The 25,205-nt window shown below is 51.8% G+C and carries 30 protein-coding genes and 1 pseudogene; 16 read left to right on the top strand and 15 right to left on the bottom strand.

Features of this window, described 5'->3' with window-relative positions; translation table 11 throughout:
* Positions 1-45: 45 nt before the first annotated feature.
* A complete protein-coding gene (locus tag AB8615_RS02670; protein ID WP_409433404.1) occupies positions 46-1,170 on the bottom strand; it encodes a site-specific DNA-methyltransferase in 1,125 nt (374 codons plus the stop codon).
* A 248-nt stretch (positions 1,171-1,418) separates the two neighbouring features.
* Here AB8615_RS02670 and AB8615_RS02665 point away from each other — a divergent pair, with 248 nt between their 5' ends.
* From AB8615_RS02665 to AB8615_RS02645, 5 genes are all read left to right on the top strand, one after another.
* Positions 1,419-1,877 carry a hypothetical protein gene (locus AB8615_RS02665; protein ID WP_409433403.1) on the top strand — a complete coding sequence of 153 codons (459 nt, stop codon included), beginning with the start codon at positions 1,419-1,421 and terminating at the stop codon, positions 1,875-1,877.
* Between the two features lie 210 nt (positions 1,878-2,087).
* The gene (locus AB8615_RS02660) at positions 2,088-3,773 is read left to right on the top strand and encodes an alpha/beta fold hydrolase (protein WP_409433402.1); all 1,686 of its coding nucleotides are present in this window, start codon (positions 2,088-2,090) and stop codon (positions 3,771-3,773) included.
* A 163-nt stretch (positions 3,774-3,936) separates the two neighbouring features.
* Complete coding sequence (locus tag AB8615_RS02655; protein WP_409433401.1) at positions 3,937-4,878, top strand: alpha/beta fold hydrolase; 942 nt, start codon at positions 3,937-3,939, stop codon at positions 4,876-4,878.
* A gap of 12 nt (positions 4,879-4,890) precedes the next feature.
* On the top strand, positions 4,891-5,361 hold the full coding sequence (locus tag AB8615_RS02650) for a phasin family protein (protein WP_409433400.1): 471 nt from the start codon (positions 4,891-4,893) through the stop codon (positions 5,359-5,361).
* Positions 5,362-5,375: 14 nt separating this feature from the next.
* Entirely contained in the window at positions 5,376-6,020 is a 645-nt protein-coding gene (locus tag AB8615_RS02645; protein WP_409433399.1) for a TetR/AcrR family transcriptional regulator, read from the top strand.
* Here the strand turns inward: AB8615_RS02645 and AB8615_RS02640 are convergent.
* On the bottom strand, positions 5,972-6,631 hold the full coding sequence (locus AB8615_RS02640; RefSeq protein WP_418152585.1) for a ribonuclease HII: 660 nt from the start codon (positions 6,629-6,631) through the stop codon (positions 5,972-5,974). The genes AB8615_RS02645 and AB8615_RS02640 overlap by 49 nt on opposite strands.
* Positions 6,632-6,717: 86 nt before the next feature.
* Between AB8615_RS02640 and AB8615_RS02635 the strand changes: the two genes are divergently transcribed.
* The 3 genes from AB8615_RS02635 (at position 6,718) to AB8615_RS02625 (ending at position 8,512) form a co-directional block, all read left to right on the top strand.
* Positions 6,718-7,140 carry a hypothetical protein gene (locus tag AB8615_RS02635; protein WP_409433397.1) on the top strand — a complete coding sequence of 141 codons (423 nt, stop codon included), beginning with the start codon at positions 6,718-6,720 and terminating at the stop codon, positions 7,138-7,140.
* 88 nt (positions 7,141-7,228) lie between these two features.
* Positions 7,229-7,933, top strand: a complete 705-nt coding sequence (locus AB8615_RS02630) for a glycosyltransferase (protein WP_409433396.1) — start codon at positions 7,229-7,231, stop codon at positions 7,931-7,933.
* Positions 7,934-7,990: 57 nt separating this feature from the next.
* Positions 7,991-8,512, top strand: a complete 522-nt coding sequence (locus tag AB8615_RS02625; RefSeq protein ID WP_418152584.1) for a TIGR04282 family arsenosugar biosynthesis glycosyltransferase — start codon at positions 7,991-7,993, stop codon at positions 8,510-8,512.
* Here AB8615_RS02625 and bla read toward each other — a convergent pair.
* The 3 genes from bla to cysS are packed head-to-tail and all read right to left on the bottom strand — an operon-like array spanning position 8,475 to position 11,367.
* Positions 8,475-9,290 carry a subclass B1 metallo-beta-lactamase gene (bla, locus tag AB8615_RS02620; protein WP_409433394.1) on the bottom strand — a complete coding sequence of 272 codons (816 nt, stop codon included), beginning with the start codon at positions 9,288-9,290 and terminating at the stop codon, positions 8,475-8,477. The two genes, AB8615_RS02625 and bla, sit on opposite strands and share 38 nt — an antisense overlap.
* Before the next feature lie 57 nt (positions 9,291-9,347).
* Positions 9,348-9,830 (bottom strand): hypothetical protein, encoded by a 483-nt coding sequence (locus AB8615_RS02615; RefSeq protein WP_409433393.1) that lies wholly within the window; start codon positions 9,828-9,830, stop codon positions 9,348-9,350.
* 28 nt (positions 9,831-9,858) lie between these two features.
* On the bottom strand, positions 9,859-11,367 hold the full coding sequence (gene cysS / locus AB8615_RS02610) for a cysteine--tRNA ligase (protein WP_418152583.1): 1,509 nt from the start codon (positions 11,365-11,367) through the stop codon (positions 9,859-9,861).
* Positions 11,368-11,391: 24 nt separating this feature from the next.
* Here cysS and AB8615_RS02605 point away from each other — a divergent pair, with 24 nt between their 5' ends.
* From AB8615_RS02605 to AB8615_RS02590, 4 genes are all read left to right on the top strand, one after another.
* Positions 11,392-11,982 carry an alpha/beta hydrolase gene (locus tag AB8615_RS02605; RefSeq protein WP_409433391.1) on the top strand — a complete coding sequence of 197 codons (591 nt, stop codon included), beginning with the start codon at positions 11,392-11,394 and terminating at the stop codon, positions 11,980-11,982.
* A gap of 64 nt (positions 11,983-12,046) precedes the next feature.
* Positions 12,047-12,667 (top strand): GTP cyclohydrolase I FolE, encoded by a 621-nt coding sequence (gene folE, locus AB8615_RS02600; RefSeq protein WP_409433390.1) that lies wholly within the window; start codon positions 12,047-12,049, stop codon positions 12,665-12,667.
* 730 nt (positions 12,668-13,397) lie between these two features.
* Positions 13,398-14,033, top strand: a complete 636-nt coding sequence (locus AB8615_RS02595; RefSeq protein ID WP_418152582.1) for an MT-A70 family methyltransferase — start codon at positions 13,398-13,400, stop codon at positions 14,031-14,033.
* Positions 14,034-14,035: 2 nt separating this feature from the next.
* Complete coding sequence (locus AB8615_RS02590; protein ID WP_409433388.1) at positions 14,036-14,767, top strand: BglII/BstYI family type II restriction endonuclease; 732 nt, start codon at positions 14,036-14,038, stop codon at positions 14,765-14,767.
* Between the two features lie 154 nt (positions 14,768-14,921).
* On the opposite strand, the gene groL is transcribed toward AB8615_RS02590, so the two are convergent.
* From groL to AB8615_RS02565, 5 genes are all read right to left on the bottom strand, one after another.
* A complete protein-coding gene (gene groL / locus AB8615_RS02585) occupies positions 14,922-16,565 on the bottom strand; it encodes a chaperonin GroEL (RefSeq protein WP_409433387.1) in 1,644 nt (547 codons plus the stop codon).
* A gap of 113 nt (positions 16,566-16,678) precedes the next feature.
* Positions 16,679-16,966: a co-chaperone GroES gene (locus AB8615_RS02580; protein ID WP_409433386.1), complete on the bottom strand. Its 288-nt coding sequence runs from the start codon at positions 16,964-16,966 to the stop codon at positions 16,679-16,681.
* A 198-nt stretch (positions 16,967-17,164) separates the two neighbouring features.
* Complete coding sequence (locus AB8615_RS02575) at positions 17,165-17,323, bottom strand: DUF1328 domain-containing protein (RefSeq protein ID WP_409433385.1); 159 nt, start codon at positions 17,321-17,323, stop codon at positions 17,165-17,167.
* A 169-nt stretch (positions 17,324-17,492) separates the two neighbouring features.
* The gene (locus AB8615_RS02570; protein WP_409433384.1) at positions 17,493-18,116 is read right to left on the bottom strand and encodes a hypothetical protein; all 624 of its coding nucleotides are present in this window, start codon (positions 18,114-18,116) and stop codon (positions 17,493-17,495) included.
* A gap of 209 nt (positions 18,117-18,325) precedes the next feature.
* Positions 18,326-18,700, bottom strand: a complete 375-nt coding sequence (locus AB8615_RS02565) for a hypothetical protein (RefSeq protein WP_409433383.1) — start codon at positions 18,698-18,700, stop codon at positions 18,326-18,328.
* 224 nt (positions 18,701-18,924) lie between these two features.
* Between AB8615_RS02565 and AB8615_RS02560 the strand changes: the two genes are divergently transcribed.
* Positions 18,925-19,452: an SRPBCC family protein gene (locus AB8615_RS02560; RefSeq protein WP_418152581.1), complete on the top strand. Its 528-nt coding sequence runs from the start codon at positions 18,925-18,927 to the stop codon at positions 19,450-19,452.
* On the opposite strand, the gene AB8615_RS02555 is transcribed toward AB8615_RS02560, so the two are convergent.
* Positions 19,449-20,033 carry a TlpA family protein disulfide reductase gene (locus AB8615_RS02555; protein ID WP_409433381.1) on the bottom strand — a complete coding sequence of 195 codons (585 nt, stop codon included), beginning with the start codon at positions 20,031-20,033 and terminating at the stop codon, positions 19,449-19,451. The genes AB8615_RS02560 and AB8615_RS02555 overlap by 4 nt on opposite strands.
* Here AB8615_RS02555 and argH point away from each other — a divergent pair.
* Positions 20,032-21,442, top strand: a pseudogene (argH, locus tag AB8615_RS02550) (argininosuccinate lyase). The gene AB8615_RS02555 and the pseudogene argH overlap by 2 nt on opposite strands.
* Here argH and AB8615_RS02545 read toward each other — a convergent pair.
* The 4 genes from AB8615_RS02545 to AB8615_RS02530 are packed head-to-tail and all read right to left on the bottom strand — an operon-like array spanning position 21,439 to position 23,633.
* Positions 21,439-21,813: a hypothetical protein gene (locus AB8615_RS02545; protein WP_409433379.1), complete on the bottom strand. Its 375-nt coding sequence runs from the start codon at positions 21,811-21,813 to the stop codon at positions 21,439-21,441. The pseudogene argH and the gene AB8615_RS02545 sit on opposite strands and share 4 nt — an antisense overlap.
* Positions 21,814-21,836: 23 nt before the next feature.
* On the bottom strand, positions 21,837-22,043 hold the full coding sequence (locus AB8615_RS02540; protein WP_418152580.1) for a DUF1289 domain-containing protein: 207 nt from the start codon (positions 22,041-22,043) through the stop codon (positions 21,837-21,839).
* 16 nt (positions 22,044-22,059) lie between these two features.
* Positions 22,060-22,857, bottom strand: coding sequence for a hypothetical protein (locus tag AB8615_RS02535; RefSeq protein ID WP_418152579.1), 798 nt, complete (start codon positions 22,855-22,857; stop codon positions 22,060-22,062).
* A gap of 11 nt (positions 22,858-22,868) precedes the next feature.
* Positions 22,869-23,633 (bottom strand): hypothetical protein, encoded by a 765-nt coding sequence (locus AB8615_RS02530; RefSeq protein ID WP_409433376.1) that lies wholly within the window; start codon positions 23,631-23,633, stop codon positions 22,869-22,871.
* Positions 23,634-23,756: 123 nt separating this feature from the next.
* Between AB8615_RS02530 and lptM the strand changes: the two genes are divergently transcribed.
* Positions 23,757-23,921, top strand: a complete 165-nt coding sequence (lptM, locus tag AB8615_RS02525; protein WP_409433375.1) for an LPS translocon maturation chaperone LptM — start codon at positions 23,757-23,759, stop codon at positions 23,919-23,921.
* A 2-nt stretch (positions 23,922-23,923) separates the two neighbouring features.
* A complete protein-coding gene (gene lysA, locus AB8615_RS02520; RefSeq protein ID WP_409433374.1) occupies positions 23,924-25,189 on the top strand; it encodes a diaminopimelate decarboxylase in 1,266 nt (421 codons plus the stop codon).
* Positions 25,190-25,205 lie beyond the last annotated feature (16 nt).

Here is a 25,205-nt window from a genome sequence, read left to right as displayed (position 1 = left end):
GCCAAACTGGTCTAAAGGGCGGGACATAAACCTAATATGAACGGATTATTCTGCCGCGTCAGCCTCGGCCATTTCGGCGCGAATTTCGGCGCGAATGGCGTCGATGGGCTTGAGGCCTTGGGGGCTTTGGAAGTGCCAGAATGTCCAGCCATTGCAGGACGGGGCGTCGCAGAGCAGCGCGCCGACTTTGTGGATAGACCCTTCGACATTATCCGCGATCAACGAGCCGTCAGCGCGGACTTTCGCCTGCATCACGCCATTCTTGCTGTAAAGTGTTGTGCCGATCTTGATGTAACCACGCTCTACCAAATTGCCGAACGGGACTTTGGGTTCCGAGCGTTTGGAGCGAGTGACAGCGATATTGTCGCCAGTGCCTTGGGTGATTTTTGCGATGCGGCGGCGGGCGTGGACGATATATTCTTCTTCCATCTCAAACCCAATAAACTCACGGCCCAGCTTCTTTGCAACAGCGCCAGTTGTGCCTGTGCCAAAGAAGGGATCGACGATAACGTCACCGGGATTGGTTGTCGCCATAATGATGCGATGGAGCAGCGCTTCGGGCTTTTGCGTCGGATGCGCTTTTGTGCCGTCAGACTTCTTAAGCCGCTCGCGGCCTGTGCAAAGCGGAATGACCCAATCATTGCGCATTTGAACACCATCATTCATCATCTTCATCGCGTCATAATGAAATGTCGGTTTAGCGTCTTCGGTCTTGGTCGCCCAAATCAGGGTCTCAGTCGCGTTGGTAAAACGTGTGCCACGGAAATTTGGCATAGGATTAGACTTCACCCACACAACATCATTTTGAATCCAGAATTGCTGGTCTTGCAACACAGTGCCGACACGAAAGATATTGTGATAACTCCCAATCACCCAAATCGCGCCGTTCGGTTTGAGAATGCGGCGCGCGGCCTGCAGCCAATTATGAGAGAATAAGTCATAGGCGTCCATCGTATCGAACTGATCCCACTCCTCTGTGACGCCGTTTACGACACTATTATCGGGCCGAGACAGATCACCGCCGAGTTGTAGATTGTAAGGGGGGTCTGCGAAGACGAGGTCAACAGACTCGGCCGGCAAGGCATTCATATTGGCTATACAGTCACCCTGAATGATCCGGCCCAAGGGCAGATCGGTCTTTGGAGTGTCAACAACGCGTAGGTGGCTCATTTAAGGCTCTTTTCTTTAAAGTGTTTCGAGCAGAATCATTGTCGCTGATTTGGTTATCAAAACCTTTAAGAGATTGTTTTTATTTGATTTTTAACCTTTTGTTAGGCGAGGTTAATATCCACACCCTAAAATTTTTGCATCTGACCCACGCATTTAGGACGCGGTTTCTAAATTGAAGCGCTAAACCGTGATTATGGAAAAACAGCGGGATATCTCGCTAACATTAATTTTGAACTTAGGAGGCCATCATGGCTAAGACTAAAACTGCAAAAACAACTAAAAAAGCTGTCGAAGCAACTGAAACAGAAGCTTTGAAAGCGACTGCAATGCTTCGCAAGGGCGCTCTCGCTTATGTTGGTCTATACGGCGCAGCATTTGAGCGTGCTAAGATGCGCACAGAGCAAGTGCGTTCATTCTACAACACGAAAACAGACGGCGTTTTCGACACACTCGTCGCTAAAGGCGAAGAAATCGAAGGCAAAGCAGCCGATTATGCTAAAACAGCGCAAAAGCGTGTTGTTGAGACCTTTGAAACAACGACTGACAAAGTGAAAGAAATCCTCCCAACAGCCTCCAATGATCGCGTTGAAGAGTTGGAAGCGGAAATCGCGACTTTGAACAAGAAAATCTCAGCTATGGCGAAGAAAAATGCTAAGCCAGCTAAGAAAACTGAAATGAAAACAGAGAAATCCGTCAAAGCGGCGTAAGCCCTCCGACAGATCAATCTGATCCTATCAACCTGAATATTGGTTGAGGTCGAAACATCGGCGGCATGCGCTCTCCTCCTTGCGCGTGCCGCCTTTTTTGTGCGCGGCATGAAGGTTTAACCCTTATGACGCGACTCCGCTTGCGTTGCGGTCAAATATCCCCTTTAGTATAACCTATAAAAAGACGCTCAAAAAACGATGGGAAGTGGTATGGCGATGAACGAAGACACGATTGGCCAGAAAGCGGCACAAAATACAACGGCGGTCAATTCGATTGTTGGATTCAGGCGTTCCGAAATCATTAAATCCCTTGGCTTGATGGCAGGATATGCCGCGAAGCAGCCTAAGCCATTTGCCAAACACATTCGTAATTATGCGGGTGAAATGCTCGAAATTGCCAAAGGCACTTCAGAGCTGCAACCCGACGCACGCGACCGTCGTTTCAAAGATGAAACTTGGGCGAAAAACCCCTTATACAAGCGTGGCATGCAAAGCTGGTTGGCGATGCGCCGCGAACTGAATGGCTGGATCGAAGACAGCCGTATGCACCCTGCTGACCAAGTGCGGGCCAAATTTGTTACAGAACTCATAGTCGACGCCATGGCACCGACCAATACCCTGCTCGGCAATCCCGCAGCGATGAAAAAGCTATATGAAACGGGCGGTGCCTCGCTCTTTCGCGGGTTAAAAAACGCCTATGACGATCTGCGCAATAATGGTGGCATGCCTAGCCAAGTCGATGGACGCCCGTTCAAACTCGGCGAGAATGTCGCCAATTCTAAGGGGGCCGTGGTTTTTAAATCCGAAATGTTGGAATTGATCCAATATCAGCCGAAAACGGATCAAGTTTATAAAATTCCACTGCTGATTATTCCCCCGCAGATCAACAAATTCTACGCCAATGATCTAGCGCCTGATAAGTCGATCGTGCGTTTCCTGACCAAATGCGGCTTCCAAGTATTCGCTGTGTCGTGGCGCAATCCTACGCGTCAACACGCCCATTGGGGCCTCGAAAACTATGTCGAAGCGCTGATCGAAGCGACGGATGCTGTTAAGAAGATCACCCGCAGCCCACGTCTGAATATTACTGGCGCTTGCTCTGGCGGGATAACAATGGCGCTCCTACTATCAGAATTAGCGGCCCGCGGCGATAATCGCGTGAATTGCTTTACCTTGATGGTGTCAGTGCTGGACGGGAAAAAATCCGATTCAGAAGTTGGTCTGTTCGTGACAGATACAGCGATTGAGGCCGCACGTAAGCATAGCCGCAAAAAAGGCGTGTTGTCGGGCGACGAGCTAGGCCGCAGCTTTGCTTGGATGCGCCCTAACGACCTGATCTGGAATTATGTCGTGAATAACTACCTGATGGGGGAAAACCCACCTCCATTTGACGTATTGTTCTGGAATAATGATAGCACAAACCTGCCCGCGCAGCTTCATTCCGACTATCTGGACATCTTCCAAGATCGCCGCTTCCGCCCTGATAAAAATGTTGTCTTCATGGATCATATTGTGGACTTGTCAGCTGTCACGCAAGACTGCTTTATGGTGGCAGGGGTTACGGACCATATCACGCCGTGGAAAGCCTGTTATCGCAATATTCGTCTGTTTGGAGGCGAGGTTGACTTTGTTTTATCCAATTCCGGGCATTTGCAGTCGCTCCTCAACCCTCCAGGCAACCCAAAAGCGCTCTATTTCGCAACTGAGGGCGCGGATTATCCTGCGCGGGCGGATCGGTGGCAAGAGAGCGCCACGCCGCACGCTGAGAGTTGGTGGATTCGCTGGAATACCTTCTTGTCGGAACGGTCTGGCGAGATGAAACCTGCGCCAAAGTCCTTGGGAAGCAAAGCGTACCCGCCCTTGGCACAAGCCCCAGGCGAATATGTGTTTACCTAATATAAAGCCCTTAGCCGCAGTCTTTCACCATATAAAGAATCGCAGTTGAGAACTTTACTTGCGTGCCAAAGCGCACCATTTAACTTAAACGTAGGCAGCAATGGGGGCTGACCCGACGCGGAAGAAAACGCTAGAGCGCATGGCTCGGGAAAGGCTATTGGACATGGCAGTCGACAATTTACCAGATTTTCACCCTAACCTTCCCCGGATTTTCTTCTCGCGGGTTGGCAACCAGACTTTGCGCACAGCGATATGGTCAGGCAAAGACAAAGGCTTTGGCAAGCGCACGCCCCTGCTATTTTTCAACGGCATTGGCGCAAACCTAGAAATTGCACAAGCTTTTGCAGATACCTTTACGGGTCGGGACATCATCACATTTGATATGCCCGGAGTGGGAGGATCACCCGATCCAACCGTGCCCTATCGCCCGTGGTGGGTGGCCAAGGCGGCCAAGCAAATCTTGCTCGAAAATGGCTATAAAAAAGTGGACGTCCTCGGCGTATCTTGGGGCGGCGGGCCCGCGCAACAATTTGCGTGGCAGTGCAAAGATATGACAAAACGCCTGATTTTATGCGCAACAACAACTGGCGTAACGATGGTGCCGGGCAACCCCAAAGCGCTATCAAAAATGATGTCACCAAAGCGCTATATTGACCGCGATTTCTTGGCGAAAAACTTTGAGACGCTTTACGGCGATGCGGCCGAAGCTGGCGTCAGAGATTTCTCGATCAACATGGTGCCGCCCTCTGTGAAAGGGTATCTCTATCAACTCATGGCGATGGTAGGTTATTCCACGCTACCCTTCATTCGCCGTATCCGCGCGAAAACGCTCGTGATTATGGGTGATAATGATCACATTGTGCCTGTCACAAATGGCTATATCCTGAATTTCGCGCTAAAGCGCTCGAAACTGAAAATCATCGAGGGGGCGGGGCATTTGTTTCTGCTGACACGTCGTGACGAAACCATTGGTATTATTCGTGATTTCTTCGGAGAACCCGAAGTCGCAGAGCCGCATGTCGAGCCAGTTCTGCTGCCGTCTGTTGCAGCTGCGTTCAATCACAAAGACGAATTTGATCCAGCGTTCGTGAAAGCGATCGTTTAATTAAGGCAATCCATGACTGACAAGAAAAAGCGCAAAAACTCCGATACCGCCCGCCGCATCTGGTTGGCAGGCATCGGCGCTTATGGTCGCGCTTTTTCAGAAGCTCAAGGCGCAATCAAGGAAGTCACTGGCAAAAGCAGCGACGTCTTTGACGATCTCGTCCAAAAGGGCGAAATGATCGAAATGGTCGGAAAGGCCAAGGGCAAGCAAATGCTCGACAAAGCTCATATGCCAGAGATTGATCTGCCAGAGCTCGACATGAGCGACCGCATCAAAGCCATGCGCGCCCGCCTCTCTCGCGTAACTGACATTGGTGCCCACACAGAAACAGATGACATCGAAGCGCGGTTATCTGCGGTAGAAGCCAAACTTGATAAGGTCTTGGCTTTGCTAGAAAAGCCCGCGAAAAAACCGTCGGCTAAGCGCGTCAAGACACAGCGCACACCCAAAGCTGCCGCTAAAAAATCGCCCCCTAAAGCCTAGCGAAGACTGACCTCATGGCGGAGCGCTCTAAAACCAAAGAGAAAATACTTCGCACCGCCCTGTCGCTATTCAATAATGAAGGCGAGAGCCAAGTCAGTTCCGTCGACATCGCCTCCGTCATGGAAATCAGCCCAGGCAATCTGTATTACCACTACAAAGGTAAAGATGAAATCATCGTCGAATTATTCGCGGATTATGAGACTGAGATTCGCCAAGTCCTCGCCTCGCCGATCAATGAGGCTATCAAGCTCGAAGATAATTGGGTCTATCTCTATATTATTTTCGAGGAAATTTACGACTTTCGGTTTTTCTACAAGAATCAGTCAGAACTCGTCGAGCGTATTCCGTCGCTGCGAGGCAAATTTGCGCGGATCTTATCACTCAAAGAGCAGACCGCCTTTTCACTGCTATCAACGCTAGAAGATGACGGGCATTTGGAATTTGACGAGGGCGAGAAAGGCGCTTTGGCGGGGCGAATCGCGCAGCATTTTACCTTTTGGCTGCAATATCATGATCTACGATTTGGTACCTCTCCACCCAAATCTTTGATTGATCAAGGCGTGTTCATGACCATGATTCAGATCACTCCCTACTGGACCCATGGCGATGGCTACGCTGCGCTTTTGTCCGAATTTGCGGATGAAAAGCAGGCTAAATAAGCTTCCAAGCCCGCGCGACTGGAGCCGAAGCTGAAGCGGTGAATGGGCGTGGGGCCTAGCGCGTCTATCGCGGCCATATGCGCTTTGGTCGGGTAGCCTTTGTGACCCGCCAATCCGTAGCCAGGATAGCGCTGATCAGCCTCCACCATTAAACGATCGCGGGTAACTTTCGCGACAATAGACGCCGCCGCAATCGATACACTTCGCGCGTCACCCTTAATAATCGCAGTCCCCGCGCACGGCAAATCACGCGGCAATCGATTGCCGTCTATCAAGGCATGATCCACCTCGCCCAATCCCCTTACCGCGCGGGACATTGCCGCCATAGACGCCCACAATATATTGAGGCGGTCAATTTCTTCGGGTTCCGCTACGGCGATACTCACTATTGCGCGGCTCATAATGTCGTTCAGTATCAGTTCACGTCGCGCAGCGGATAAGGCCTTACTGTCATTTAACCCGACAGGCATATTTTGCGGATCTAGGATGACCGCTGCGGCAACCACTGGCCCTGCTAAGGGGCCGCGCCCTGCCTCGTCCACTCCGCAAATGCGACCCTTGAGCGCTCGCTCGAAATGATCGTTGGGGACGTGTTGTTTAGGGTTTGGCATAATACCTGCACTTTTTTTGCAGTTGCGGGCTTTTGTTGGAAATAAAGGTCTGTTAAGGGACTTTAAGAATTTTTTAGGAGTTAACCATGGCTAAATTTCATTTTGGAGCAAGCGCTCTGGGTCTAACATTTGCGGCTTTGTCTGCAACAACCGCGTTTGCGCAAGTTGATGATGCCGAGTTGATGAAGACAGTCTCAACCGAGGGCGTCGTGACGTCTGACCAAACATGTGAGTATGAAGGTGGCTCTGTTATGACTCTAGAAGCTGGCAAAGTCTGCTTCGTTGCAGTCCGCGGCACAGATTTCAATACGAAGCTTTATGACGGCCAAGGCCTTGGCGTGATCAAGTGTTCTGGCAATGGCCAATTCGCAAATGAGTTGGTTCAGCCATCTGGTGCGTTCTGCCGCGTTTTCCTTGAGCAGAAAAAAGTTGCGCCATCTCGCGCAGAAGTCGAAGCCGCAACACGTGCTGAGATGAAAGCTGCTGAAGACCTTGCCGAAGAAGGCTAAGCCTGTCTCACACATGTGTGATGAATTCACCCAGCCTTCGGGCTGGGTTTTTTATTGCGCTCTCGTCGCGCGGCGGGTCTAAAGCCGTATGACCGTTTCCTCCTTGATCGAAGATAAGACGCTATGCGTAATTATACCGACCTATAATGCCTCCGAAGGATTGGGGCAGCGCTTGTCTGAGTTAGAATCAGCGGCCCGAATTGTGGTAGCGGATGGCGGCTCCACAGACGATACAATTGTTCAAGCCATTCGCGGCGGAGCGATCATAGCAGCGGGAGCATCAGGACGGGGGCAACAACTCGCACTCGGCGCTAGCCATGCCGGAAACGCGACATGGATGCTATTCCTCCACGCCGATAACGCCCTGCCGCAAGACTGGCTCGCCACTGTCATACAACATATGACGCGCCACCCAAAGCGAGTCGGCTATTTCCGCTACCGCGCCAATGCGTCTGGATTTTGGCCGCGATTTATGGACTTCTGGGTCGGTATGCGCTGCCAGTGGTGGGGGTTGCCATATGGCGATCAAGGCCTGCTTATCTCCCGCGATATGTATAAAGCCGTTGGGGGCTACGCCGAAATACCGCTGTTTGAGGACGTTAATATGATTGACCGTATTAAGGCTAAGTTTGGTCGCACAAGCCTGCGCCCGCTCTCTGCCTCCCTATCGATTGACGTCTCGAAATATGCCAAAGACGGTGTTTGGGCGACGGGGCAACGTAATTTGAAACTGTTGAAAGCCTATCGCCGGGGCGAAGATATTGAGGTTTTGCAGGCGCGGTATCGATCATGAAACCCACCTTGTTCATCATGGCGAAAGCGCCGATCATGGAGCCGGGCAAAGACTCGATTGGCCGCAGATATAGGCGTCACTCATGCCAAGCGCCATTACCGTGGGATGATGGCCACTATCTTGCGGCACGTCCAAGACCCGCGCTGGCTGACGATCTTGGCCGTAACTCCGCCAGCAAGTTTAGGGCAAATCCCAGACTGGCAAGGCATCACACAAATCCCCCAAGTCAGCGGCTCGCTGTCCCCGCGCTTGGCGCAGATATTTGCGCGCAAAGGCCCAACACTTGTGATTGGCACCGATAGCCCGCAAGTCCGCTCTCGCGATATTGCTGCCGCCTTCCAAGCTCTGCGTCACACAGATGTCGTCTTTGGGCCAGCGAGCGATGGGGGCTTCTGGTTGATGGGCGCCAATGGCCCGCTCAGCCCCGCCAAATTCGAGGGTGTTCGCTGGTCAACAGAACACACTCTAGCAGACATTAAGGCCCAATTCGGCCGCGTCGCGACCCTCCGCACCCTTACCGATATTGACGACCTGCAGGCGCTTAAGGCGTATCGCCGCTCTCATTTTCAGTCGCGTTAGCGCGCTCTGCTAGCAGGGCCAGCGTCCCGTCGATCAGGCTTAAATCTGCGCCTTTCCCATGTCCCGGGACGACAAGCGCCGTGTTCGGATAAGTCGCCTTAACCCAGTTCAAGCTGATTGGCCAAGCGGTCAGGTCAGCACTTTCTGTGTTTCCGAGCGTCTTCGTTTCTGCGCCGCGCACAGCACATCCGCCGTAAAGAATATTGCTCTCTGGCAAGTAGACGACCAGATTATCCGCCGCATGACCTGGGCCAGGATAGGCAATTTCGACAGCTCCAACGCGCGTGCGAGATTGCGGCTCTTTCAAAGACGCAACAGACGTATTGGGCACGGGATAACCATTTCGCGCCGCCAATGTCGGCGTATCGGGGTGGGTGAAAACTTGGATGTCCGCCCGTTCGGCCGCGTCCACACCTGCGATTCTATCGGGATGGTGGTGGGTGATAATCATCTTGGTGACAGGCTTACCCAGTTCATCTTTGATCGTTTCTAATAACGCCACGGTCGCCAATTCGCCCCAGGCTCCGTCCACCAAAATCACGTCATCGCCGTCCACAACGACTAGCCCGTTACTGGCAATCGGGGCTTGGCCTGGCAGCTTATAATTCGTGGTATGAACCCAAACATCTGGCGCGATATTGGCCAAAGTTGCGGGGTAATCTTTCATCACGCTTTGCAAAAACGTGTCTGTCGGCGGGGTCTCTGTTTTGCTGTCTGGCGCGCTAGCGGAACAAGCCACAAGGCACAAAGCTGTGCCGATCAGTAAAATATGTTTCACGTCATCCTCCAAAATTCTTGAGGCTATATAGCTGTTTCCGACGCAAATTAAAGAGGCTTAGCTCGCCATGACGCTGATGAATTTGATGAAAGCGAGGCCGCCAAGAATAAACCAAAATCCCAGTGTGAATCCGCGGCGCAGGCCTTTGACAGACATCGCGTCACCACCGTGCTTGAGGTTGTAATAGCCTGTCACAATATCGCCTACCGCATGAAGCGGCTTCGTGCTGGCGCTCGTGCTTTTGACGCGCGTGCCAACGTTTTTCCCTGTGAGGACTTCGTATTCTTCAACCAATCGCGGATTGGCCTTTTTATGCGCAATCTCTTCGGCGTCATCATCGTCATCTATCTTGCGCAATTTGGGATGAAGCGCGACGAGTTTTAGCTCGGCCTTCGTCCCGACAATCATATGAATCGCGCAAATGACCCATGCGGCTATGCCAACCAAAACAATAATCGCGCCCACCAAGGCCCATATCAGAAGGACACCCCGCACTTCGGCGAGAAAAAATTCTATTAGAAACTCAAAAATATCAGACATGGTTAGGGCGGTAGCAGCAATTATTTAATTAAGCCTTTCGCCATGTGCTCTTCCCGTCTGGGCCAGATTCGATGACAATGCCTTCGGCTTTGACTTGGTCGCGAATGTCGTCGGAGCGTTTGAACAACGCGCCCATCGCCGCCATGTCCCCCGCCTCTTTCGCCTTGAGCGCATCCACGCGGACGGCATCATATTCGGCGACCAAAGCGTCATAATCGAGCCCGCCACGGAACCACTCTTCGGGGTCTTTTTGGAGGAGATCGAGGAGGTTGCAATAAAAAGACAACACTGATAAATCTTTATTGATTTGAGAAATCATTATTGAGCGACACTCAGCATCAGACTTAGGTAGACTTTCAATCGTTGAGAACCTCATATAATTTTGAGGGCTTAATTCATTTTCTAGAAGGTGTTTGATTTGTGACTGCAAGACAGTAAAACTGCTTATTTGGTAAGGGGTATTTATGTCATCAAATATTGCTGGCGTAAATTTGAAGTCGTAGTTTGATACTGGTTTCGCAGCGGTTTCAGTAGGAATATTTTGTAGAAACCTATACCATCCATCCAACTGCGCTTTACTCTCCCGCAGCAAATCCTCCGACCATTGCAACTCACTCCGATAATGCGCTTTCAGCAGCGCCAAGCGTATCACCTCCCCGTCCCACTCTTCCAGCAGATCATGAATCAGTGTGACATTGCCGAGCGACTTACTCATCTTCTCGGAGCCCATATTGAGGAACTCATTATGCACCCAGTATTTCGCAAACACGTCATGCCCATTGGCGCAGCAGCTCTGTGCGATTTCGTTTTCGTGGTGTGGGAATTTTAGGTCGACCCCGCCGCAATGAATATCAATCACCTCACCCAGCGTCGCCTTCGCCATAGCGGAACATTCGATATGCCAGCCTGGGCGACCTCTGCCGAACGGTGCGTCCCAGCCAACCCCGTCTAGCTCAGGCTTCCACAGCACGAAGTCCGCACTGTTCTTCTTCCGCGCCACTTCGCCCTCGCCCACGCGGTCTCCGCCACGCAGCGCGTCCAAAGTATTCCCCGACAGCTTCCCATAATCATCATATTTTGACACATCAAAAAATACATGCCCATCAGATTCGTAGGCAAAGCCGTCTTTGATTAATTTGGAAATCATCGTGATCATATCACCGATATGCTCCGTCGCCTTCGGCTCATGCGTTGGCGGGAGGCAGCCGAGTGCCGCCAGATCGTCTTGATAAATCTTGGCGAATTTCTCTGTGATTTCGCTAATCTCGACGCCCTGCTCCGTCGCCGCTTTGATAATCTTGTCATCGACATCTGTGATATTCCGCGCATAAATCACGTGATCTTCGCCGTAAATATGACGCAGCACGCGGAACAGCACATCCGCCACCACGGCCGCGCGCGCATTGCCGATATGGGCGTAGCTATAGACCGTCGGCCCGCAATTATACATAGTCACGCGCGTCGGGTCTTGCGGCGTGAAAATTTCTTTCTCTCGCGTCAGCGAGTTATAGAGCGTTAATTGTGGCTGTTCAGTCATAGTCTCACCCTCTACTATCTTGGCATGAAAACGCAACAAATCATCGCGGTTTTAGCCGTCATCGCTATCCTTGCCGTCGCTACATTCTCGCAAAAGCCAAATCCCGATCTGCTCCGATTTGAGGTCGAGGGCAGCCGCGCCTATGGCTACGGTTTCACCGATGACCGTTCTGTCGGGGTGGTGAAGCGCCTGATGCGCGATCATCCAGAGGTCGATACTTTAGTTCTCCATAAAATGTCTGGCACGCAGCATGCGGACGCCAACTTGAAACTCGCGCGACGTATTAGGAAGCTTGGCCTGAACACGCATGTGGACGCTGACAGTATCATCGCATCAGGCGCCGTGGATTTGTTCCTCGCAGGGGTGCGCCGTAGCGCAGAGTGCGGAGCCAAAATCGGCGTACATGCGTGGAGTGTGGGCGGGATCATGGACGCTCAAGATGCCTATTTCGATGACCGCAAACGCTTTCAAGAGAACTTCCTCCGCGATATGGGCGTTGATCCTGACTTCTATGTCTTTACGCGAGAGGCCGCGCCCGCTGCTGACATTTACTGGCTGACTCCTGCGGATATGACGCGGTTTGGGGTGCTGACAGACCCGAATGACTGCGGCTAAACGTATGAGGGCCAAGTGGATTTGTGGCTAGCCTTTTGCAGTCCACATACGCTAAAGGACGCCCATGACGTATGACCCGACCAAAAAGCCAGTCCTCAAAGCTGTGGACGCGACGCCCCGCCCCTCGCCCGAGGCAGCAATGGAGGCTGTCCGCACATTGATCGCTTGGGCAGGAGATAATCCTGACCGTGAAGGCCTGAAAGATACGCCTAAGCGCGTGATCAACGCCTATCGCGAATGGTTTCGCGGCTACGATATGGACCCAGAGGCCGAACTGTCCCGCACGTTTGAGGACGTGTCCGGCTATGACGACATGGTCATCCTGCGTGAGATCGACGTGGAGAGCCATTGCGAGCATCACATCGCGCCCTTCCTCGGCAAAGCCTATGTCGCCTATATGCCGACGGATCGCGTGGTCGGGATTTCCAAACTTGTGAAAGTCGTCGAGGTCTTCGCCAAACGCTTGCAGACGCAAGAAACCATGACGGCACAGATCGCGGACGCGATCGATAGCGCGTTGAAGCCGCGCGGATCAGCCGTGATGATTGACGCCGTGCATCAGTGCATGTCAACGCGTGGTGTGCATCACCCCGACGTCTCGACAATCACAACGCAGTTTACGGGCGAGTTCAAAACGAACCCCGCTTTGCAAGACCGCTTCCTCAAGCTGATCGGGAAGTCTTAGGCGCTGTAGAGTGCGCGCACGCGGCGGTCTGATTTGCGGCAAAGCCGCCTGATCTTTCGCGCGAGATTGCGCCTGAACGTGGTGGAAGTCCGACTGGGCGGCCGGAACGCGTGATGCCCATAAGTGCAGCGCATAAAACCCCTTCTCTGCGTCGAGGCTAAGGCCTAGCCTCACCACAACCCTGCAAAAACATGGTTAGCAAAGGGTTAACGGCCCTCGCAACACCCCGATAGGGTTTGCCCCGCGAAACGGCGATCATTACGATGCTGTGCTGAGGAAAGTGTCTTTGACACGCGAAAATCCTGACTGCGGTCAAGCGCAAGCCCGAGATATAGACGGGACAGCCCGCGAAGCCAGCATCCGTGACGGATACCGAAATAATTAGTTTTGTTTCTCACGAACGTAGCTTCGCGGCGGTGTTTGTTGATCAGCGGCCAGTTGTTCGCATCGAGATATTCCTTAGAATATCAAAATGATCGGCCCCGCTTAAAAAGGGTCACGCACGCGGTTGTCACACCGGATACGCTTAACCACACCGTCCTCTGATCCAAAACCTGACGCGTTCCTGTCCCAAGATCAGAAGAACGAGGGTGTTGTATCACACGGTTTGAAGGCGGGGATTAATCTTTTAATTTTGACAGATAACGTTGTTCATTTTATGTTCTACTTTCTTGTGATTTGTAATAGTTAGTCATTTGTATAAGTTGATGAGAAGAATCAGGGGATTTAAATGTCACATGAAGCCAGTCAAGATCTTAAGAATTTTTTGGGAGATCAAAAGTTTCGCACTATAATGGCAGATCCACCCTGGAGATTTCAAAATCGTATTGGGAAAATTGCACCAGAGCACAAAAGATTAGCTCGCTATCCAACTATGCGCCTTGATGACATTTGCGCCCTACCCGTTGAGGAACATTTAGAAGACACAGCACATTGTTATCTTTGGGTCCCTAACGCTTTACTTCCAGATGGCTTGAGAGTTTTGAAGGAATGGGGATTTACTTATAAATCCAATATTATTTGGCATAAAATTAGAAAAGATGGCGGTCCTGACGGTAGAGGTGTTGGTTTCTACTTTCGTAATGTGACAGAAGTGTTGTTATTTGGGGTGCGTGGGAAAAATGCCCGAACTCTTGCCCCCGGCAGAAGACAAGTGAACTTTATGGCTACTAGAAAACGGGAACATTCTAGAAAGCCCGACGAACAATACAACTTAATAGAATCTTGTAGTCCTGGAGATTACCTGGAATTGTTCGGACGAGGGATTCGAGAAAATTGGACAGTATGGGGTAATCAGGCGGATGCTGATTACAAACCAGATTGGAAGACTTATAGTTATAATTCCTCTCTTGAGGCTGCTGAATAAGGATGTCTGGCCTTTTTCATGAAGGTGATGTTTCTTCTGGTAGGGGTTCAGATTCGAATGAATTTGTAAACTCACTGTTTTCGAAAAAAATAAATTCGAAGTTTGAAATATTCAGTTACCGTAATGCAGCTGGTATATTATCAACTAGCTTCCCCGAACAATTTAAGATGATTTGTGATGCATTGGAGTCGTTCCAAATAACTGAAAAAATGATACGAATTCCTGGTGGTAGCAAAGGCGAGATTGCAAAATACGTCGATACATTATTTGAAGCTGAATGGAGAGAATTAAGAATATCTGCAGACCTGCATGTCAAATTATTGGATGCAAACAAAAAATCTGAAATAGTAGATAGCTACATAAAAGAAGGTTATCTTGATGGACACAGAATAGACTTCGTCCGTGGAAAAGTAGCTTTAGATCTAGAATGGAACAGTAAGGATCAAACTTACGACAGAGACCTATTTGCGTTTTCTTCATTTTATGATGCAGGTGCAATAGATGTAGGCGTAATAATTACTCGTGGATCCTCTCTAAATACCGATTATTTTCGTAAACTTGGGAAGGTCCTAGAAAAAGACGGAGTTACAGAGGGCAAAAATGATGTGTATTCGAAATTTGGTGCATCAACAACATGGCTAGGCAAGCTTCTGTATAGACTTGATGCTGGCCGCAATGGAGGCTGTCCTGTTCTTGCATTCGGAATTACTCCTGAATGTATAATTTCTAAATAAAAAACCGCCCCAAGTTTTCTTGAGGCGGTTTATTTAATTTATTCAGCTTGGTGGCTTGATGCCGACCTGTTTAGATTGGAGCCGCTTCGCTGGGGCTTGAACCCCAGCTTTGCGGTAGCAGCGCGAATTGATCCTCAGGATCAATTCTTAGCTGCTACATCATGCCGCCCATTCCGCCCATGCCGCCCATGTCGGGCATGCCGCCGCCGGCCGCTTCTGGCTTAGGCGCATCGACGATTGCGGCTTCGGTTGTCAGGATCAGGGAGGCGACAGAGGCCGCGTCCATGAGCGCTGTGCGCACGACTTTCACAGGGTCGATAATGCCTTTTTTGACCATATCGCCATATTTGTCGTTCTGAGCGTCATAGCCGTAATTGGCTTTGTTTTCGGCCAAGATATTGCCGACAACGACAGCGCCTTCGACGCCTGCATTATCAGCGATTTGACGCGCGGGGTAGGACAGAGCGGCCTTGACGATGGCGATGCCTGCGGCTTCGTCGTCATTGTCGCCTTTGACGTTGATGAATTGCGCCGCGCGGAGGAGCGCTGTTCCGCCCCCTGGCACGATGCCTTCTTCGACAGCTGCGCGTGTCGCGTTCAGCGCATCGTCAACGCGGTCTTTGCGTTCTTTCACTTCGATTTCAGTGGAGCCACCGACCTTGATCACGGCCACACCGCCCGCGAGTTTCGCCAGACGCTCTTGCAGTTTTTCACGGTCATAGTCAGACGTTGTCGCTTCGGCTTGCTGACGGATTTGCTCGACGCGGGCTTTGATGTCTTTCTTCTTGCCTTGGCCGTCCACGATAACTGTGTCGTCCTTGGAGATGTGGACATGCTTGGCTGTGCCGAGGTCTTTAAGCGTGACGTTGTCAAGCTTGATGCCGAGGTCTTCGGAAATGACTGTGCCGTTTGTCAGGATCGCAATGTCTTGGAGCATCGCTTTGCGACGATCACCAAATCCAGGCGCTTTGACAGCTGCGATTTTCAGGCCGCCGCGTAATTTGTTGACGACGAGAGTCGCGAGCGCTTCGCCTTCAATGTCTTCTGCGATAATCAAAAGCGGCTTGCCCGTTTGGACAACAGCTTCGAGGATCGGGAGCATTGGCTGTAGCGATGTTAGCTTGCCTTCGTTGAGCAGGATGTATGGATCGTCCAACTCTGTCTTCATTTTCTCAGCATTTGTGATGAAATATGGCGAAAGATAACCGCGGTCAAACTGCATGCCTTCAACAACGTCCAGCTCGGTTTCGGCTGTTTTGCCTTCTTCGACTGTGATGACGCCTTCATTGCCGACTTTGCCCATGGCTTCTGCAATCATCTTACCGATGGACGCTTCGCCGTTCGCTGAGATTGTGCCGACTTGGGCGATCTCGGAAGACTTTGTGATTTTGTTGGCTTTGTTTAGCAAGTCGCCGGCGATTTCGCTGGCCGCTTTGTCGATGCCGCGCTTGAGATCCATTGGGTTCATGCCAGCGGCAACGCGCTTGAGGCCTTCGCGAACAATCGCTTGAGCCAGCACGGTGGCTGTCGTTGTGCCGTCACCCGCTTTGTCATTTGTTTTTGACGCGACTTCGCGGAGCATCATAGCGCCGAGGTTTTGGTAACGATCTTCGAGTTCAATTTCTTTGGCAACGGATACACCGTCTTTGGTTGTGCGAGGCGCGCCGAAGCTACGCTCGATCACGACATTGCGACCCTTTGGGCCGAGTGTCACTTTGACTGCATTGGCGAGGATGTCGACACCCTCAAGCATTTTGGCACGCGCTTCGCTGCCGAATTTGACGTCTTTAGCCGCCATAGTAAAATCTCCTGTAGAGAATTAAGTGTTTAGTGTTTGCCGGTGCTCACTGCGTGTTTTCGTTGAAAACACTTTCGTTCCGCCCGGTTGTCCGAATTATGAGATTGATCGGTTTAGCCGATCACTCCCATAATATCGGACTCTTTCATGATAAGTAGGTCTTTGCCGTCGATTTTGACTTCGGTACCGCCCCATTTGCCGAACAAGACGCGATCGCCTTTTTTGACATCAAGCTTGTTGAGGTTCCCGTCATGGTCGCGGGTGCCAGGTCCGACAGCGACAACTTTGCCTTCGGAGGGTTTTTCGGTAGCTGTGTCCGGGATGATGATCCCGCCAGCTGTTTTAGTGTCTTCTTTGACGCGTTCTACAACAACGCGGTCGTGGAGGGGACGAAATTTCATAGTCTCACTCTCTTGATCTAAGGGTTAAATACACTTTAGCACTCACATAGGGCGAGTGCTAACAGGTGGCATGTAGTCCTGCCGTGAGGTCACTTCAAGGCGCGTTTGAAAAAATTTTGACAAATTGTGCAACTATGCCAAAAAAAAGACGCTCCCCTGAAAACAGAGAACCGTCTTTTTCATCAAATTATAAGATTGCTAAATCTTTTTACCGCCCAGTAGGTGAACGACCAAGAGGATCAAAAAGATCACAAATAGGACACCCGCAATGTATTGTGCGCCAGCGGCAATGCCGCCAAAGCCTAAAAGGGCTGCAATAACAGCGATAACAAGTGCAATAATAGCGTAACGTAACATAAGTCTCTCCGTGTTTTGTTTATATGTCTTAGCAAGACACATTTCTTGCCTTCCCAACCTATTAACACCTTGTAAGGATTTAAGTTCCGACTCCCGCCCAATTAAAAAGCCGAGGCGCAAACCTCGGCTCTTCCCACACATTACACCACACATTTAGATTTAGGCGCGTTTAGCCGCCGTTATAGTCGCCTGTGATCATGCACGTCCCGTCGGGCTGTGCTGTTGTGCCTGACGGACAATTCACTGTCACAGTTGTTGTTTGAGTTGTCATAGCGCCCGTAGTGGTCATCGTTCCAGACGGCGCGGGCGCAGCAACAGGTGTTGGCGCCTTCATAGTCCCGCCGTAAGACTTGACCTTATCCATAACTTTATCCTTGGCGCGATCTTTGGCGACTTCCATCGCCGCGTCTTCGGCTGATCCGCCTTTGATCATGACCTTACCGGCTGTTTGCATTTCTGAGGCGGACAGATCAGGGCTAGCAATGCCCTCGTCGCCGACAACAACGGCTTTCATTTCGTCTTTGCCTGTGCCCATCACGGCACCCATTGCAGCGTCCTTAGCAGATTTGCCCTTGATCATATCGGCGCCCGCATCGATGCCTTTATCAGCGGCGACACCTGACATGCCAGATAGCTCTTCGGCGGCTTTATCCTTGGCCACTTCTTTACCTTTATCAACGGCAGCATTTTTAGCTTTGTCCATCATCGCGTCTTGGGCGAAAGAGACGCTTGGCGCGGCGGCCAACATCAATGTCATAGCGGTTGCCGCCATCAGTGTTTTTGCAATAGTCATGTAGATTTCTCCTAAATCGTTTATGTCACAGGCTTTGGCCCATACAAGATGTGCCGAGTCTGAACAGTCCTCCCTGCTCATTACTTGTAATTTACCATAATCTTTGCGGCAAGAATGAGGCAGCTTTTGTGTGGTTTAAAAAACAAAACCGAGCCCCAAGCTGAAATGAACTTGGGGCTCGGTAGGTTTAAGGTTGGGTCAGACCAGGGCTACATAGGTTCTGGTGTGTCGCCGTCTTCCATATCAACGTCTGAATCGGTTGCGGCTTCAGCCCCTGCCTCTGCGGCGCTGATCTCGTTATCAGCATCGGCATCTTTAGCAGTGAAAGCGCCGTCATAATCGCCGGAACTCACCGTCACTTTAAAGTCCTCGTCACCTGCATCAGCCCGCATAACCGCATAGCTGACGAATTCGTCGCCATTGAGTGTGCCGGACTGATCCAAGTCAGCGGCCGCGAAACTCTCGGCGGCGGTTGGGACAGTCGGCGTGACTTCAATCATGTCACTGTCTTGCGCCGATACTGCGACGGGAACCGCCAGAATAATCGGAAAAAGGAAGGCAAATGTGGAAGTAGAAATACGCATGATAATCTCCTCTGTTCATGCTGCTCCCCCCGAAGCCCATTGAATCTGACCCGCTTTCCTCCTTCGCTCAAGTGACCAGAAATTCATGTTTCTGCCATGAAATATGTGCCGCATTTGTGACACCTTCGCGGCTAATGCGCTGAAAAAGCGTGTAAATGCCCCTGCTTAATTTCGCCGCTTTGTGGTAAGTTAACCGTAAGGCAACATTAATTATGAGGCAGTCCGTGCGTAAAATTTGGATCATTTTGGGATTTTGGCTGGGAATCGCCCCGCAAATCAGTGCGGCTCAGCTTCGCCCGATGGTCTATGACGACACCCGAGTCGAGGCTGGCATAGAGGAAGTCTGGACGGATTGGACGACGGCTGAAGGTTTAGAGAGCTTCTTCGCGCCCAGAGCCATTGTCGACGGAACCATAGGCGGGACCTATGAAGTCTGGTTCGCACCCGACGCACCCAAGGGGCAACGCGGGGCCGAAGACGGCGTTTTGCTCGGCTGGCAGCGGGACTCTGCGGACGGTACGCGCATGATCTCGTTTAGCTGGAAAATGCCGCCTTATATGGAAGAGATCAGCGAGAGTATGACAGTCGTCCAACTCTGGATGATCCCCGTGGATGACGACACCACTCGCCTCCGCCTCTTCCACACAGGTTTTGGCGATACCGAAGCTTGGCTAGAGGCCGAACGCTATTTTGAAACAACATGGCCAGAGGTGCTGGCAGCATATGCGAAACATGTGGCGGAGACGGACTAATACCCCACCGCGTAGTCAATCATGGCGATGGCCTCTTCGCTCATCCAGTCGACTTCGCCAGGGATGCGGGCGAGTTCTCGGCCGCCGCGATCGTAGAGGATACTGGTCGGCAGGCCTGGCAGTTGCGCTCTGTCGTTCAAGGCATATGTGCCGTCATGCCAGGCGGGCAATTCGGATAAGCCTTCTGCCTCAAGCCACTCCATCGCCAACTCTGGCGTGCGGTCCATAGACACCGTCACAACTTGAAAATCCTTGCCACCTTTCAATGCTTGCAGTGCATCGAGCGTGGGCATTTCCGCCACGCAAGGCGGACACCATGTGGCCCAGACATTTAGCAGCACAACCTGCCCTTTATAATCTGCGAGGGTCATCTCTTGACCGCGCGCATCGTTAAAAACGAGGCTTGGCTGCGGCGGCGGAGCGTCCAAAACGGTCAATTTCTTCAAACTCGCCGTTGAAAATTGCATTAGTCCCGTTTTCGGCTTTTGGCAGGATTGCACTACTACAAACATTACCGCTACAAGCCCCACAAGAATAAGTGCGCGAATGGCGTTACCGAGTGTAAAGAGAGACTGTGTCATGGCTGATGATTTAAACAAGAAAACTGCGAAAGGCCAGTCTATGTGGGGAGGCCGTTTCGCCGCAGAGCCAGGCGCGCTGATGCAAGCGATCAACGTCTCTATCGGCTTTGACCAGCGCCTCGCCGCGCAAGATATCCGTGGCTCCAAAGCACATTCCGACATGCTCGCCGCGCAGGGGATCATCACAGCAGAAGACCGCGACGCCATTCATACAGGGCTGGACGAAATTGAGGCCGAAATTGCGGCGGGGACATTCCCGTTCTCGAACGATCTCGAAGACATCCACCTCAATATCGAAGCCCGCCTGAAAGAGAAGATCGGCGAGGCTGGCGGGCGGTTGCATACGGGCCGCTCTCGCAATGATCAGGTCGCGACCGATTTCCGCCTCTGGGTACGCGATCACCTTGATCAATTCGATGTGCAGCTGACAACACTGATGACCGCACTGCTGGCGCAAGCGGCCAAGAACACAGACACGATCATGCCCGGCTTCACCCATCTGCAATCCGCGCAGCCCGTGACGTTCGGCCATCACATGCTGGCATATCTTGAAATGTTTGCGCGGGATCGTGACCGTATGCGCGACTGTCGCAAGCGTATGAATGAAAGCCCGTTGGGCGCGGCTGCGCTGGCTGGTACGCCCTACCCGATTGACCGCGACGCAACGGCCACAGAGCTTGACTTCGCACGGCCTATGGCGAACTCGCTTGACGCTGTCTCTGCCCGCGACTTTGCCCTCGAAGCGCTTAGCGCGGCCAGCATTTGTGCCACCCACCTATCGCGGCTTTCCGAGGAAATCGTGATCTGGACGTCGGCGCAATTCCAATTCATCACGCTATCTGATGCTTTTACCACAGGTAGCTCGATCATGCCGCAAAAGCGCAATCCTGATGCCGCAGAGCTTGTCCGCGCCAAAGTCGGGCGCATCGCGGGCGCGCTGATCAGCTTGACGATCGTCATGAAAGGCCTTCCCTTGGCCTATTCTAAGGACATGCAAGAAGACAAAGAACCCGTATTTGATGCCTTCGAAGCGCTCGACGTTGGCCTCGCTGCGATGGCGGGCATGATCTCTGATATGACACCGAATAAAGACCGCTTGGCCGCAGCCGCAGGAGCAGCGTTCTCCACGGCGACAGACCTCGCCGATTGGTTGGTGATGAAGTTGAACATGCCGTTTCGCGACGCGCATCACGTCACAGGGACCATCGTCGCTATGGCGGAAAAGCAGGGCGTGACGTTGGACGAATTATCGCTCGCAGATATGCAATCCGTCGAGCCGCGCATCACCGACGATGTCTACCGCGTGCTAACGCCCTTGGCCTCGGCCAGCTCTCGCACCAGCTATGGCGGTACGGTACCCGAGCGAGGTCGCTAAGCAGGTCAAGCGGTGGCAGGGAGAGCTGGGCTAGGCTTTGCTTTTCTTCTGCTTTGCCGCTTTCAAATGGGCGATACGCTCTTGTTCACGATCCACGAGATACCACCACTCCTCACCGTCACGATCGACTTTCTTAGCATTTAATTCGTGTAAAAGCTGCCGCACTCTATCATCAGAGTAACCACCAATAGGTTTTTTGAGGGCCTCGAATTTGCGGTCCGTGTAACTCTTATGGCTCATCATTTCGAGGAGCAAAGCCTTGACCATTTCGGTGCTTTGGTTCTGCGTCAGGAACATATCTTTGTCATGTTTGAAACGCTGTTTTTGCAAAAGATAATTAATCAGGCCAGAGAGCAAAGCCCCAATGACGACGCCGATTAAGGCCCAAGCTGCGGATGAAATCATGGTCGCGCCTCCACTTGCATCATCTACTTATCCAGTTCCGCCATACGGTCTTCTAACTCCGTCATAATAAATGCGCGCTTGGCGGGGGTCATGCGGGACCATGTGGCGATTTCCTCGCGCGTACGGCCACAGCCTTTACACAGAGCAGAGGTCAAATCCATTTCGCAGATCAGCTTGCACGGGCTTTGAATTGTGGGCGTTTGGGACAACATGGCTGATCTGTAGCGCATATCCGATCAGTTGCAACTACTCGGCAGCGGAATTTGTCCCGCCCGCTAGCTTCGCGACGCGCTCAGCTTCGGCCTTAGCCATCTCTTCTGGATCGAATTTAAATCCAGCCTTCAGCGTGTATGGCCCTGAAATTTTAAGACTGTCCGCTTTGCTGCGCTTTATATCTTTGATCAAAAAGCGTTGAGTTTTTGCATAAACAGAAGGGACTGGCCCGTCTATGACTTCGCCGTCTTTTGTCCATGTGACGGTCGGCATTGCATCCATATCGTAGTCTGCTGGCCGTATGATGATCGACTTTAGCCCAGGCACCACAAAGCCAAGACCACCAGGCGCAAGCGAATTCATGATCTTTGACCCGTCTTTGGCACCCTCCCGCAAAGTCGCAACACTATAGCTGCCGTTTTGAGGTTTATACGCGAAGCTGAAATTCATGTTAGCCTGAACTGTATCGTCGCCCGTGTCTTCGGGCACAACGCCGTCAATCAATTTACAGATTTCGCCGTCCTTATTAAAATTCATGGACTGCTTGAGGTCTTGAACGACGCCGTTTTCGTCCAAAGGCAACTCAACCGTCTGGCCCTCAAATCGATACAGCATACCCGTGGGGGCTGGGTTCCCATTTAGCGCCTTTAACTGCAATATCGCATCGGGCGCAATAATGTCCGTCAGTTCAGCTTTAGCGCCGTAGATAGACTGCGCCATATTCACAAGGTCTTTGGCGTCGGTATAATCATCCTTATGGTCATCCTTCGCCAATACAGGCGTTGACATCATTAACGTGAGGGCTGCCGTGTAGATTGTCAGTTTCATCATTCATTTATATCCTAATTTTCCTCATCTTGACCGAAGCCAAATTTGCGCATGGTTTTGACACTTACAGTTGGTAGCAGGCGGTAGCTCCCACCTTTAATGATCAGCGCGCTGGCGTCCATGTCTTCCAACGTGTCCAGCGAAACGACATGTAAATCCTTGTATAATTCTGTCTGTAGAGGGACTTCCTGATCTCCAACTTTGGCAAAAACTTGCGCATCATTGGTACGGAAATCTGAATATTGCACGGCCAAATAATCGGTGTCTGGCATAAAGAGGCGGACAGCGGCGGGGATCATTTTTTTGTAAAACTTCTTTCCGTCTTTCGCACCTTCTTCAAGTTCTGCCAGCGCGTGTTCGCCTGATCTATTGTGAAAATGCGGAGAGAGACCCATTTCAAAATATAGGCCTTCATCATATTTTGGTCGATCCGCGCGGGCTTTGTCGGCCACGCAAATATCCCCGTCTTTATGGGCCCGAGCCGCGTCAATAAATGCTGGCGTCTGCCCCGAGGGTTTCTGAATAGGAACATCAATTTCAGCGGTTTCCGTGCGGATGAAAAAACGGTCTGGCCAAGTCCCTTCGTCCTTGATCAGAAAACGTGGCTCCACACTCACATCGACGACGTCGCGGCGATCCATATCAACGTCTGCCAAGGCATCAATAATTTTGGGAACGTCTTTGGCGGGAAAGCAGAACAACTCCCCGCGAAGTTCGGTTTCGGCATGCGCAAAGCCTGCACTCGCACACCATATAAACATCACAGCCACAAATCTCATATCTCGCTTAACCCCAATAAGCCCCCTCAAATCCAATGAATTTTTCGTCATAACGCAGTCAATCAAGTCTGGACGCCCTCCCTTACGCGCCATAAAAGACAGCTCTGTTTTCTAGGATTGACCATGACCCGCACTTATCAAAGCCTGACCCGCAATGCTCTCATCTTGGCAATCGCCGCGAGCTTCGCCCTGTCGGCCTGTGGTATCAAGGGCGAGTTGAAAACGCCGCCGCCTGTCTGGGGTGAAGAAAAGCCAACACCCCCTGACGCAGAGCCGGCGCAGAGCTAGCCATGCGCCATTTCGATTATAAAAACGGCGAAATGTATGCCGAAGATGTACCTTTGCGCAAAATTGCGGAGGCGGTCGGAACGCCGTGCTATGTTTACTCCACCGCGACATTTGAGCGGCATTACCGCGTCTTCGCAGATAGTTTTGACGGGATAGAAGCGCTGGTCGCGTACTCGGTCAAAGCCAATTCGAATATCGCCGTTCTGGCGACCCTCGCCAAATTAGGAGCGGGCGCGGATGTGGTATCGGCTGGCGAATTGGCGCGGGCTTTGATCGCAGGGATCCCCGCGCACAAGATCGTTTTCTCTGGTGTCGGAAAAACAAAGGCAGAAATGCGCGACGCTCTAGAGGCGGGTATCCGCGTCTTTAACGTCGAAAGCCTTGCCGAATTGCGCGCGCTGAACGCTGTGGCTCTATCGATGAACACGCAGGCTCCCGTGGCCTTTCGCGTCAATCCAGATGTCACGGCGGGCGGGCATGAGAAGATCAGCACGGGCAAGAAAGAGAACAAATTCGGGATTGCATGGTCCCACGCCGAGGCGGCTTATGCGGAAGCGGCCGCCCTGCCCGGCATTAAAATCGTCGGCGTAGATGTCCATATCGGCAGCCAGATTGATCAGCTTGCCCCGTTCGAAGCTGCGATTGCCAAGTGCGGTGATTTGATCAAAACGCTGCGCCAACAAGGCCACACGATTCAGAGCTTCGACATAGGCGGCGGCCTCGGCATCCCCTATGGTGACAACACAAAAGCTCCGCCTTTGCCCTCCGCTTACGGGGCGCTCGTCAAGCGACTGACGGCGGACATGAATGTCGAGATGATATTCGAACCCGGTCGGATGATCGCAGGCAATGCAGGTATTTTACTTTCCGAAGTGCTTTATGTGAAACAGGGTGAAGACCGTAATTTCCTGATTATTGACGCGGCGATGAACGACCTCCTGCGCCCTGCTCTCTATGACGCCTATCATGATCTGGAGGGCGTCAAAGCCCCCGCGCGCGATTTCAAACAAGAGACTTATGACGTTGTCGGGCCTATTTGCGAGAGCGGTGACACTTTTATGAAGGGCCGTGAAATGCCCGCTTTGGAAGAAGGCGATCTGGTCGTTCTGCATTCTGCGGGCGCTTACGGCGCGGCGCAAAGCAGCCAATATAATACTCGCCCCCTCGTCCCCGAAGTTATGGTGCGCGGTGATAAGTTCGCGATTATCCGAGAACGGCCAACTGTTGCGGATATTCTTAAAACCGAGAGTATTCCTGACTGGGACTGATGCCTATCAATAGTTT

The organism is Litorimonas sp. RW-G-Af-16 (assembly GCF_048319245.1).
GTDB lineage: Bacteria > Pseudomonadota > Alphaproteobacteria > Caulobacterales > Maricaulaceae > Litorimonas.
Note: the sequence above shows the minus strand (reverse complement) of the source record. Positions and strands in the feature narration are given on the sequence as shown.